This window comes from Marinobacterium sp. xm-g-59, from assembly GCF_013283315.1.
Classification (GTDB): domain Bacteria; phylum Pseudomonadota; class Gammaproteobacteria; order Pseudomonadales; family Balneatricaceae; genus Marinobacterium_E.
Genome location: NZ_WBYR01000001.1, coordinates 266,026 through 277,764, shown reverse-complemented (window position 1 = coordinate 277,764; position 11,739 = coordinate 266,026). Strand labels below are relative to the sequence as shown.

Here is an 11,739-nt window from a genome sequence, read left to right as displayed (position 1 = left end):
GAGCGGCTATGGGGGTCTTTGCTACAACGCAGCAAAGGGGGAGGCTAAATTTTTTTACGTACCAATAGACACTCTGTTTCGCTAGAGATCTGAGTGCGTTTCAGTTGGCTGACTAACGCGTCATCGGCAGGGTCATTGTGCCAGCAGATCAGTGTGTGACAGGTTCCCGCTTGCAGTGCGCGCTGAGCCAGTTTGTCTAAACCATGGCGCTTATCACGACGAAGTATCCATACTTTTTTAAGGTCGACGCCTGCATCCGCGAGCACCTGCTTAGTTAATGATTTTGGCGGCTCTAACATAACTAGCCAGCTCTCTTTTTGACTTAATGCGGCAAGCATCGGCATAAGCATTGTGTTCAGATTTACCTGTGAGGTGTGCTGAATCAGCTCAGTCAAAACCAGTGGTTTAAGACCCGCATCATTCTGTGCAAATTGATTGTAAGCAATCATGGTGATTACCTTTAAAAGTCATTCTGTTGACGAATTACGCCAACACCCAAGCCTTCGATGGTTAACTGCTCTTCACGAAGATCAACTTTAATCGGGTCGAACTCTTCGTTCTCTGCTATCAAGTAGACCATGTGACCATCGCGGTGGAATCGTTTTACCGTGACATCTTCACCGACACGAGCAACGACTATCTGACCCTCACGTGCTTCACGTGTTTGGTGAACTGCCAAGAGATCACCATCCATAATGCCGATGTCTTTCATACTCATGCCGCGGACACGGAGTAGGTAGTCTGCTCTTGGGCGAAAGAAGTCTGAACTGATGGTGCAGTAATCATCGATGTGTTGTTCAGCGAGGATGGGTTCACCTGCGGCAACCTGACCGATGATCGCTAGGCCCTCCTGCTCCTCCTCTTCACCGACGATACGGATACCGCGAGAGGTGCCAGGGATCATCTCAATGGCCCCTTTACGTGCTAAGGCCTTTAGGTGCTCCTCTGCTGCATTGGCAGATTTAAACCCTAGATCGCGAGCAATATCGACGCGTGTAGGTGGAAATCCTGTTTCATCAATATGGCGACGGATGCAATCAAGCACCTCTTCTTGACGATTTGTAAGCTTCATAAACGCCCCCTATGACAGTACTGATTGGAATTTAAATGACTGTCTGTTTATTCAGTATTTGTATTTTTATACAGTATTTTAAATGTCGTCAAGTTTTTTCTGTTTGTATATCCAGTATTTTTGTATGATGGCCAACTAATTCGGAGGCGATGTGCTTAACAAAGAGACCCAAACCACCATACAGACAGCTTATCGCGCATTTCTAAATGCTCGCGATTTAAAGGCTCGTTATGCACAAAAGCATATGATTGCAGCGGTCGCACGGCAGTTGGGTGGTATCTTGTCGGACGATGCGGGTCAGCGTCTGGGTGAAAATCATCTGGTCGCCGTAGAGGCTGGAACGGGCACCGGTAAAACCATTGCTTACCTGCTGGCCGCACTTCCAATAGCGCAGGCTAAAGGTAAAACGCTGATCATTTCGACCGCTACCGTTGCGCTTCAGGAGCAGCTTTTATTAAAAGATCTTCCTGAGTTGGCTGAGCACGCCGGTATTGAATTTAAGTACGAAATTGCTAAAGGGCGTCGGCGCTACCTCTGTGTTAGCCGATTAGAGTCTCTTCTTAGTAATCAGCAGGATCTTTCACAGTCAGCCCTGTTTGAAGATGAGTTGGCCCAAGTTTTGGGGCCTGAACAGATCAAAGAGTACAGCGGCCTGTTGGATGAGTTTGCCAGTGGTCGTTGGAAGGGTGATCGTGATGAGCTAGAGCGCAACCTGGATGATGAGACCTGGATGCCGCTTACCTCAGACCATATGCAGTGTACTAATCGTCGCTGTGCGCATTTCAACGCCTGTCCGTTTTATCGTGCTAGGGCCGATATTGAGACAACCGATCTCTTGGTGGTCAACCACGATCTTGTACTGGCTGACTTGGCGTTAGGCGGTGGTGCGATTCTTCCTGAACCGGCCGATTCAATCTACATATTTGATGAGGCGCATCATCTGGGTGATAAGGCGACTAACCACTTCGCGCTCTCTATGCGAGTTAAAGCGAGTGAAAAGGCCTTCAAAACCCTGGAGCGTCAGTTAAAAGGGCTGTTGGATGAAGCGGATTCTGCATTGGTTTTGCAAGATCCAATCAGTCGTATTCAATCCAGTCTCAATGTGGTTCAGGGGCATTTGCAGCGTCTGGACGATCTAGTCTCTGAACAGTTTTTGCCACTCCCGGTGGATGAGCGCAGGTTGCGCTACCCGCAAGGCAGGGTACCCGACAGTTTGGCTAGCCTGACACGTGAATTGGCTCAGTTTTTATCACAGGTTGATCCTCAGTTAGAGAAGATTATTAATGCCCTTAAAGGGGCGATGGAAGATGAAGAGTCTGCACTCGATAAGGGTGTAGGGGAGCGCTGGTTGCCACCGCTAAGTACCCAGTTTAGCCGTGTCCAGAAGATGATGTGGCTGTGTAGAAGTTTTTCGCAAGATATTGAAAATGAAGAGGATAAAGTTGCAAGGTGGTTGGTTCGTCATGAGTCTGAAGCGGGTCGCGATATTGAACTTCACAGCGCCCCTGTCTCCGCTCAAAACCATCTTCAAGATCTGCTCTGGGATCAGTGTTACGGTGCGGTTTTAACCTCAGCAACGCTAACGGCCCTTGGGCGGTTTGATTCCCTCTTTACTCAATTGGGTCTCCCTTTGGATACGCCAGCACTGCGAATGCCTAGTCCTTTTGACTACGCCAATAAGGCCGTTTTGCATGTCCCGAAAATGAAGTTCGATCCTTCAAAAGCGGATCTTCATACCGAAGAGGTTGCTGATTGGCTTAACCGAGAGTTACCCAATTTAACCTCTGTATTGGTTCTGTTTACCTCTTGGCGCCAAATGCGTCGAGTCGAAGAGTTAATGGATACCAAACTGCTGTCGCGTTTAACGGTTCAAGGTGAACTCAGTAAGCAAGCGATGCTGATAGAGCACAAAGCGAGAATCGACCGTGACGAACCCAGTGTTATTTTTGGTTTGGCGTCGTTTGCAGAGGGTGTAGATCTACCCGGTCACTACCTAAAAGATGTTATCATTACCAAGTTGCCTTTTAGTGTTCCAGATGATCCTGTGGATGCGACCTTGGCTGAGTGGATAGAAGCCCGCGGTGGTAACCCTTTCATGGAGATAAGTGTACCCGCAGCCTCTATCAAACTAACTCAAGCGGCAGGCAGATTACTGCGTACGGAGAATGATTCCGGTCGTGTTGTTTTACTTGATAGGCGTGTCGTGACACGTCGTTATGGACAGCAGTTGATCGATGCGCTTCCTCCTTTTGCGCGCCATTTTGAATGATCTATTGATTGAGAGATCCCGATTTTGACTACAGATACCAACCCTGAACAGCAACAAGGTAATCAAGATTCAAATGAAAAGCGGCGTCGCACCCAGCGTCGTCGTCCCCGCAAAAGCCGTGACTACAAACCTCGTCGCTCGCAAGAGTGGAGCCTTGATCAGTTTGTTGTAGAGCCTCAAGAGGGTAAGGATCGTTTCCACGATTTCTATCTGCCAGACTCATTGATGCGTGGTATTCATGAACTTGGCTTTGAGTACGCAACACCGATTCAAGCGGCAACGATTAAGCCGGCACTTCAAGGCCGTGACATCATTGGTAAGGCTCAGACCGGTACCGGTAAAACTGCAGCTTTTCTAATCGGGATCATTACCGATCTTCTCGACTTCAAGTTGGATGTTGAACCGCGCAAGGGTGAACCCCGTGCATTGATCATTGCACCGACACGAGAGTTGGCTCTGCAGATTGCAGCCGATGCAGAAGGCCTATGTAAATACACTGGTTTAAGTATCGTCTCGCTGGTAGGTGGCATGGATTATGACGTGCAGCGTGCAGCACTCGCCAAAGCGCCTGTCGATATTTTGGTCGCGACACCGGGTCGCTTGATCGACTTCGTCAGAAATCAGGATATCGATCTCTACAACGTAGAGGTGTTGGTGCTGGATGAGGCTGATCGTATGTTGAGCATGGGCTTCATTCCCGATGTGCGTACCATCATTCGTTCAACACCGCGTAAGGGCGCTGAGCGTCAAACACTGCTCTACAGTGCAACCTTCACCGATGAGATTATGCGTTTAGCGGCGCAGTGGACGCGTGATCCGGTCACGATTGAGATCGAATCAGAGCATCAAACTACGGATAACGTTTCTCAAACGGTATTTCTTGTCTCAAGTGATGAGAAGTACAACTTGCTGCGTAACTACTTACGTATCAATGGCGTCGAGAAAGCGATCGTATTCTGTAACCGTCGTCATGAGACGCGTAAGTTGGCAGAGCGTCTAGAGAAAGACGGTGTCAAAGCGGCCATGATGTCGGGTGAGATCCCACAGAACAAACGCATCAAAACCCTAGAGGGTTTCCGCAGTGGCAAGATCGAAGTCCTAGTGGCTACCGACGTTGCTGGTCGCGGTATACACATTGATGGTGTGAGCCATGTTGTGAACTATCAGCTTCCTGAAGATGCGGATGACTATGTTCACCGTATTGGTCGAACCGGCCGTGCAGGCGCTACCGGTGAATCAATCTGTTTTGCCTGTGAAGACGATTCGTTCCTTATCCCAGACATTGAGTCGATGACCGGTGTTAAATTGAACTGTATCCACCCTGATGCTGAATTGCTGGTTGATCCAAACAGTGTTGTAGTGGAAGAGGCTGTTGAAACAGAGTCGACCGAATTGGAAGCGACAGAGACTGAAACTGAAACCGTTGTTGACGCGCCAGTGGCGGAAGAGCCTCTAGCAAATGAGTCAGTCGACCTAACGGAAGTCTCATCAGAAGAGACGGCTGGCGAGATTGATGTGCTACCCCTTGAAAGAGCTGCTGAGACAAGCGAAGAGCAGTTAGATTTAGAGATCACTGAAGAGAACGACGATAAGGAGTCTCGCAGTTAATGAGTGGTGATCGTCACGGCCTAGCGGGTATTCAAAAAATAGTGGCCATGATTGTCAGTGCGTTTTTCGCAGTGATTGGATTGCTAGGCTTTAGCAATAGTGGAGATCCGGTTCAACTGATCCTCTTTCTCGTTGCAGCGATCATCTCTTGGTATGTGATTGCGATGTTGTTCAAGTTGGTTGAACGAATTTTAGATTCCTTAGGTTAGGTTGAGTTAGGTAAAGGTAATGCAGACAGTGACTAAGGTTGCCGTGTTAGGCGGTGGGAGTTTCGGTACCGTCATCGCCAATATGACGGCTGAAAAAGGTATCCCGACCTCCTTGTGGGTACGTCGAGCTGAACTGGCTAATGATATTAACCAGCAGCGTTGTAACGATCGCTATGTGCCCAACTACCCATTAGCCGACTCCTTGGTTGCGACTGATGATATCGAGTCCGCATTAAAAGACGCTCAGGTTGTCTTTATTGCGATTCCAAGCAGTGGCTTTCGAGCGGTTCTGAATCAAGCTAAACCCTACCTCAACGATGAACAATTGATCGTTAGCACGACCAAAGGCATCGAAGCTGTTAGCTTCAGTCTGATGAGTCAAATCATGGAGCAGGAGTGCCCAGCGCATCGATCGGGTGTGATCAGTGGCCCTAACCTGGCTAAAGAGATCGCCAAGCGTGAACTGACCGCTACGGTCATTGCCAGTACCGATGAGAATCTTCGAGAGACGGTTCAAGAGCTTCTTCAGTCTAGCTATTTCCGTGTCTATGCCAGCGCTGATACCTTCGGTGTGGAGCTCGGTGGCACCTTGAAGAACATCTACGCCATTGCGTCCGGCATGAGTGCTGCGTTGGGTATGGGTGAAAACACTAAAAGCATGCTGATCACGCGCTCTCTAGCAGAGATGAGTCGTCTTGCGGTGAGCATGGGCGCTAATCCATTGACCTTCCTTGGATTAGCGGGTGTGGGAGATCTGGTCGTGACCTGTCTATCACCTCTGTCACGTAACTACCGAGTTGGTTATGCGTTGGGGCAGGGTAAGTCGTTGGATCAAGCAGTGGCTGAGCTGGGAGAGGTCGCTGAGGGTGTCAATACACTGAAGTTGGTGAGCGAGCACGCAGAGCAGCAAGATGTCTACATGCCTCTTGTGCGTGGCCTCTACGAGGTAGTCTTTAATCAGGCGCCCGTCAAAGTGGTCATCGGTAAGATGATGGAAGGTGCCCACAGTGCCGATGTTGAGTTTACACTCTCGGGTTCCTGAACATGCGAATCCTATTGATGCGTCATGCGGAGGCTGCCCCTGGCTTCCCAGACGAATCACGTCGCTTAACCCCTTATGGGGAGGCGTCACTGCAAAATCGCCCTGAAGGTCTACAGCCTTTCTTAGATGAATTGACCCACATCTTTGTCAGCCCCTATCAGCGTACTCAGCAGACATTAGCTAACCTTCTGCCCAATCGGGAGGCTCTGCTTCTTGATCTGATTACCCCTGAGGGTGAGCCTGAAGCCGTGTTTAACTATCTGCAATCTCTGCCCGATGAGAGCAGGGTTCTATTAGTGACACACATGCCCTTGGTGGGTCGTCTATTCAGCTCGCTCGTTGAGGGTGAAAGTCGCTTTGGCGTTGGGTTTATGCCCGCTCAAATCGAGGTGGTCGATTGTGATCTGCCTGCAGCGGGGCTGGGTCGCTCCATTGCTCAGTTTACTCATTACCCCTGAACCTACCGCTTACATTTGATAGAAAACAGCATGATTCATCCAAGAGAGATTAGGTTTACCGTTCACAGTCGAACCATTACTGCACTGCAGTGGGGTGAGGATGACCAACCGTTGATTTTGGCACTACACGGTTGGCTAGATAATGCCGAGAGTTACTACAAATTAGCGCCTCACTTGGCGGGTTTTCGTGTTGTCGCTATCGATATGGCAGGGCATGGTCAGTCAGATTGGCGCAGTGCGGATTCGGGCTATCCTGTTTGGGGTTATGTAGAAGATCTTCATGCGGTTAAGCGCCAACTTCAACCCGATGGGGCAATTCGAATACTGGCTCACTCGTTAGGTGCTGGTGTGGCGTCTCTCTACGCCGGGACATTTCCGGATCAGGTGTTAACACTTGGCTTGATAGAGAACCTAGCTCCGTTTACAAACGCCCCCGATCAATTTGCTGAGAATTTAAGCCAGTCGATAACGGATAACTTGTCGATTCAAAAACAGGCTTCTGCTAAATCCAAAGCATTGCTGACCAAGTTAAGAGCAACGGGTCGCTTCCCTGTGCCAGTGGATGCGGCTGAGCGCTTAGTGGTGCGCAGTAGTGAACAACTGCCCAATGGAGAGCTCAGAATACGAGTGGATCCCAGACTCAAATTGCGCTCTTCAGTACGTTTAACAGAAGAGCAGGTTCGCAGCACTCTTGCTCAGATAGAGTCACCTGTTTTGGTGATTGCGGGTCAGTCAGGTTTGAGCCAGGAGCTGACCCAAGCACGCTTACCCTTCGTAAAAAATATCGAATTTAGATGGATGCCGGGTGGGCATCATCTACACTTAGAGGATGAGGTCGTGCCACAGATGGCTGCGGCATTTAATGAGTTTTTTGGTTGAGTGAGTGTGTTGAATGATTAGGCTAGTGTTACATCGACTGTTACCTCTGTTTCTATTCTCCTCCATGACGTATGCGAATGGGGCTGCTCCTCTGCCCAATGGCATCAGTATTGACCCATCCGCTGAGCTCGATAAACAGACCACTCAAACCGTTCGAGATTATCGCTTTCCCTTAGGCGCTGTCGTTAAGATCAATCGAGATGTTCGCATCGATAAAGAGCAGCAACTGTCGGGCCAACTCACGCGTACAACCTGGGAGATGCCAAAATCATTTGATCCCCATGAACTGCTGCAGGTGCTTCGTGATCAAGTAATCACCCAAAAAGGTGAGATCCTGTTTGAGTGTGATGGTAGAGATTGCGGAACCAGTAATATCTGGGCGAATGACCTATTTAATAATGCCGATCTCTATGGTCGTGATGACTACCAACGCTATTTTGCTGCCAAGCTGGGCGACCAATACCTTGCGGCTTACGCGGTAAGGCGGGGTAACCGACGTGTCTATCTTCACCTCGATCAGATCACTGAAGCGGAACAGGCGGTGCCTTGGTTGGTGCTACTAGAAGATCGTGGCTGGGTTAAACTACCCAACATCGAAGAGCCAACCCTTAAGCTGTTAGCTGATCATCTAAAGCAAAACAGTTTGCCCATTCGATTGGTCGGTCATCAGCAGGGCAGTGATCAAGGAATTGCTGAACAGGAATCAATGCGCTTAGTTGAACAGGTGAGGGCTTATCTGGATAGGGCAGGCGTAGCCACTGGCCAACTCGAAGTACACGGATTAGGGGCATTAGCACCCAGTGTGCTGGGTGCCGACCAATCTGCTGTGGTCGTGATCGCTAAATAGAAGATCCGATTGGGTGTCAGACTGGAAGTCAGACACCAAACAGCTGAGGTGATTAGTTTACCAGTGACAGGAATTCTGCACGTGTTGCGGGGTTAGATCGGAAGCTACCCAGCATCATCGATGTCTTCATCATCGCGTTTTGCTTCTCGACACCGCGCATCATCATGCACATGTGTTGCGCTTCAATCACCACGCCTACACCCAGAGCACCGGTAACCTCTTGAAGTGCTTCGGCAATCTCTTTGGTCATGTTCTCTTGGATCTGAAGACGGCGTGCGTACATGTCGACGATACGCGCTATTTTCGACAGACCAATCACTTTACCCTGTGGAATGTATGCAACGTGGGCTTTGCCAATGAAAGGGAGTAGGTGGTGTTCACACATTGAGTAGATCTCAATATTTTTCACGAGCACCATCTCAGAGTTGTCTGATGGGAAAAGCGCACCGTTTACCACCTCTTCAAGCGACTGGTCGTAGCCTTTGGTCAGAAACTTCATCGCTTTTGCAGCGCGTTTAGGCGTATCTAACAAACCTTCGCGGTTAAGATCTTCGCCAATCGCTTCAATGATGTTTTCGTAGGCTTTTTCCATGACTCTATTCCTTTCTCGGGCCCTTTTATGCCCGTTAACAACTAAGCGGGCAAACATACGCCAATGTCTCCCTTGGGTAAAGGTTTACCGGTTGGATTTATGACGCTCATCCGATTTAAGAAGCACGTAGAGTGCTCCGGTTCCGCCATCTTTTGGCTGAGCAGAGCAGAACGCTAGCACGCCCTCTGTCTGTTGCAGCCACTCGCTGACGTAAGTCTTCAAAAGGGCAGGTTTGTTAGGGTCAGTATAGGATTTGCCATGTACGATCAGTACCGATTTGAGGCCCTGCTTGTGACAATCCCTAATAAACAGATGCAACTCATTACGCGCTTCATCAACAGTAAATCCGTGCAGATCAAGACCAGCATCCCAACCTAAGTGACCCGATTGCATCCGTTTGATTAACTTCAGTTGAACACCGGGTACTGCAAAAAGAATGCTCTCTTCGGCACTGAGTAATTCGTGATGAGTAGAGTTTAGCCCATCGACGATAAGCTCCTCTTTTTCGGCGGCCGCCAGTCGACGATATTCAATCGATCCCTCATCGGGTTTGTTGACGGGGCGTTGAATATCAGCGCGATTCTGCTCAATCGGCGTCACATCCTTAAAAAGCTCCTTTAGAGAAGCGAAATCACTGATCTTATCACTCTTATCAGACATGTTGATTACAGGTAAACTATGGCAACTTTTGATTCGGATATTATCAGGTTAGCCATGAGCTCAGATCAAGCAGTGATCGAACAACTTCTCACTCTTCGCGATTACGTTCGCTGGACACTCAGTGAGATGAACCGTCACCAAGTCTATTTTGGTCATGGCCATGTAGACGCTTGGGATGAGGCGCTGCAGTTAGTGTTTAATGCGGTGGATCTTCCGTGGGATAGTTCAGCTGAACTGTTAGACGCAAAACTTCTGCCTTCAGAAAGAGAGCGTGTCATCGATTTTGTGCAGCAGCGCTGCCAGCAACGTAAACCACTACCGTACATCACCGGTGAGGCTTGGTTTATGGGACTGCCATTCACTGTTGATGAGCGTGTCTTGGTTCCGCGGTCGCCGATCGCACAGCTGATCGAACAGCAGTTCCAGCCCTGGCTTGGCGATGTGGATGTAGAGCGCGTTCTGGATCTTTGCACCGGAAGTGGTTGTATCGGTATCGCTTGTGCTTATGCATTTGATCAAGCTGAGGTAGATCTTGCCGATCTATCAGACGATGCACTTGCGGTGGCTAATATCAATGTGGCACGTCATGAGATGGAAGAGCGTGTGCGCGTTGTCCACAGTGATCTGTTTAACAATTTAGAAGGTGAGGTTTACGACCTAATCGTCACCAATCCCCCGTACGTTGATGCTCCGGATGTAGCCTCAATGCCTGCTGAATATCAGCATGAACCTGAAATGGCGTTAGGTTCAGGTGATGATGGTTTGGATATTACTCGCCGGATCTTGAGAGAGGCGGGTCGTCATCTGAGTGAACAGGGGCTCCTGGTGGTGGAAGTGGGCAATTCAGAGGTGCATCTAATGCAGGCTTACCCTGAGCTTCCACTAATATGGGTTGAGCTCGATCAGGGCGGTAATGGTGTCTTTGTTATTGATGCTCCCAGTCTTCGTGCACACCAAGAATTTATTTAATGACTGAGCTGAGGCTCAAACAGAAGGATTAGGACCATGTCCGGTAATACATACGGAAAGCTTTTCACAATCACCACCTTTGGCGAGAGCCATGGCCCAGCACTGGGTGCCATTGTCGATGGCTGTCCTCCTGGGATTGAGTTGTGTGAAGAGGATCTTCAGCTGGATCTTGATCGTCGTAAACCAGGAACCTCACGTCACACGACGCAGCGTCGCGAACCGGACCAAGTGAAGATTCTGTCTGGGGTTTTTGAAGGTAAGACCACCGGTACATCCATTGGTTTGCTGATCGAGAATACCGATCAACGTTCAAAAGATTACGGCAACATCAAAGATCAATTCCGTCCTGCTCACGCCGACTACACCTATCATCACAAGTACGGTATCCGTGACTACCGTGGTGGTGGTCGATCTTCGGCTCGTGAGACTGCGATGCGTGTAGCAGCCGGTGCTATTGCGAAGAAAGTACTAGCGAAGCAGGGCATTGAAATTCGTGGCTACCTGTCACAGCTCGGTCCTATCGCTATTGATCACACTCAGTTTGATTGGAATGAAGTGGGTAATAACCCCTTCTTCTCACCTGATGCTGATGCTGCAGCCAAAATGGAAGTCTACATGGACGAGCTACGCAAAGAGGGTAACTCAGTGGGCGCTAAGATCTCTGTTGTTGCTTCGGGTATTCCTGTCGGGCTGGGTGAGCCTATTTTCGATCGGTTGGATGCCGATCTGGCCCACTCACTGATGAGTATTAATGCCGTGAAAGGGGTTGAGATTGGTGATGGGTTTGCATCGGTTGCGCAAAAAGGGACTGAGCATCGCGATGAGATGACGAAAGAGGGTTTTCTCTCGAATCACGCGGGTGGGATCTTAGGCGGTATCTCCAGTGGCCAAGATATCATTGCGCACATCGCGCTTAAGCCAACGTCAAGCATGCGTCTGCCTGGTCGCAGTATTGATAAGTTTGGTAATGAAGTGGAGGTGGTAACCAAAGGCCGTCATGATCCCTGTGTCGGTATTCGTGCCACACCCATTGCAGAAGCGATGATGGCACTGACTTTGGTTGATCATCTGCTGCGTCATCGCGGCCAAAATGCGGATGTATCGGTTGATACGCCGGTGCTGGGTCAGCTTTAA

12 protein-coding genes and 1 pseudogene are annotated in these 11,739 nt (G+C 49.4%); 9 read left to right on the top strand and 4 right to left on the bottom strand.

Going from position 1 to position 11,739, the window contains the following annotated elements; genetic code table 11:
• Positions 1-44: 44 nt before the first annotated feature.
• Both XMG59_RS01315 and lexA read right to left on the bottom strand, forming a co-directional pair.
• Positions 45-449 carry a SulA-like leucine-rich domain-containing protein gene (locus tag XMG59_RS01315; protein WP_173498083.1) on the bottom strand — a complete coding sequence of 135 codons (405 nt, stop codon included), beginning with the start codon at positions 447-449 and terminating at the stop codon, positions 45-47.
• An 11-nt stretch (positions 450-460) separates the two neighbouring features.
• On the bottom strand, positions 461-1,072 hold the full coding sequence (gene lexA / locus XMG59_RS01310; RefSeq protein WP_173480808.1) for a transcriptional repressor LexA: 612 nt from the start codon (positions 1,070-1,072) through the stop codon (positions 461-463).
• Between the two features lie 151 nt (positions 1,073-1,223).
• Between lexA and dinG the strand changes: the two genes are divergently transcribed.
• The 7 genes and pseudogenes from dinG (at position 1,224) to XMG59_RS01275 (ending at position 8,384) form a co-directional block, all read left to right on the top strand.
• The gene (gene dinG, locus XMG59_RS01305; RefSeq protein WP_173482410.1) at positions 1,224-3,341 is read left to right on the top strand and encodes an ATP-dependent DNA helicase DinG; all 2,118 of its coding nucleotides are present in this window, start codon (positions 1,224-1,226) and stop codon (positions 3,339-3,341) included.
• A gap of 24 nt (positions 3,342-3,365) precedes the next feature.
• Positions 3,366-4,679: pseudogene (locus XMG59_RS01300) on the top strand (DEAD/DEAH box helicase); the annotation flags it as partial.
• 269 nt (positions 4,680-4,948) lie between these two features.
• The gene (locus tag XMG59_RS01295; protein ID WP_173480811.1) at positions 4,949-5,158 is read left to right on the top strand and encodes a hypothetical protein; all 210 of its coding nucleotides are present in this window, start codon (positions 4,949-4,951) and stop codon (positions 5,156-5,158) included.
• 19 nt (positions 5,159-5,177) lie between these two features.
• On the top strand, positions 5,178-6,200 hold the full coding sequence (locus XMG59_RS01290; RefSeq protein WP_173480812.1) for an NAD(P)H-dependent glycerol-3-phosphate dehydrogenase: 1,023 nt from the start codon (positions 5,178-5,180) through the stop codon (positions 6,198-6,200).
• 2 nt (positions 6,201-6,202) lie between these two features.
• Complete coding sequence (locus XMG59_RS01285; RefSeq protein ID WP_173480813.1) at positions 6,203-6,658, top strand: histidine phosphatase family protein; 456 nt, start codon at positions 6,203-6,205, stop codon at positions 6,656-6,658.
• Between the two features lie 30 nt (positions 6,659-6,688).
• Positions 6,689-7,537, top strand: a complete 849-nt coding sequence (locus tag XMG59_RS01280; RefSeq protein WP_173480814.1) for an alpha/beta fold hydrolase — start codon at positions 6,689-6,691, stop codon at positions 7,535-7,537.
• A gap of 25 nt (positions 7,538-7,562) precedes the next feature.
• Entirely contained in the window at positions 7,563-8,384 is an 822-nt protein-coding gene (locus XMG59_RS01275; protein ID WP_173498082.1) for a DUF4892 domain-containing protein, read from the top strand.
• Between the two features lie 52 nt (positions 8,385-8,436).
• Here the strand turns inward: XMG59_RS01275 and folE are convergent, their stop codons facing one another.
• Together folE and XMG59_RS01265 are read right to left on the bottom strand one after the other, a co-directional pair.
• A complete protein-coding gene (gene folE / locus XMG59_RS01270; RefSeq protein ID WP_173480816.1) occupies positions 8,437-8,976 on the bottom strand; it encodes a GTP cyclohydrolase I FolE in 540 nt (179 codons plus the stop codon).
• An 84-nt stretch (positions 8,977-9,060) separates the two neighbouring features.
• The gene (locus XMG59_RS01265; protein WP_173498081.1) at positions 9,061-9,636 is read right to left on the bottom strand and encodes a Smr/MutS family protein; all 576 of its coding nucleotides are present in this window, start codon (positions 9,634-9,636) and stop codon (positions 9,061-9,063) included.
• A 54-nt stretch (positions 9,637-9,690) separates the two neighbouring features.
• On the opposite strand from XMG59_RS01265, the gene prmB reads away from it, so the two are divergent.
• Both prmB and aroC read left to right on the top strand, forming a co-directional pair.
• Positions 9,691-10,605: a 50S ribosomal protein L3 N(5)-glutamine methyltransferase gene (gene prmB / locus XMG59_RS01260; RefSeq protein WP_173482416.1), complete on the top strand. Its 915-nt coding sequence runs from the start codon at positions 9,691-9,693 to the stop codon at positions 10,603-10,605.
• Positions 10,606-10,641: 36 nt separating this feature from the next.
• Entirely contained in the window at positions 10,642-11,739 is a 1,098-nt protein-coding gene (gene aroC / locus XMG59_RS01255; protein ID WP_173484480.1) for a chorismate synthase, read from the top strand.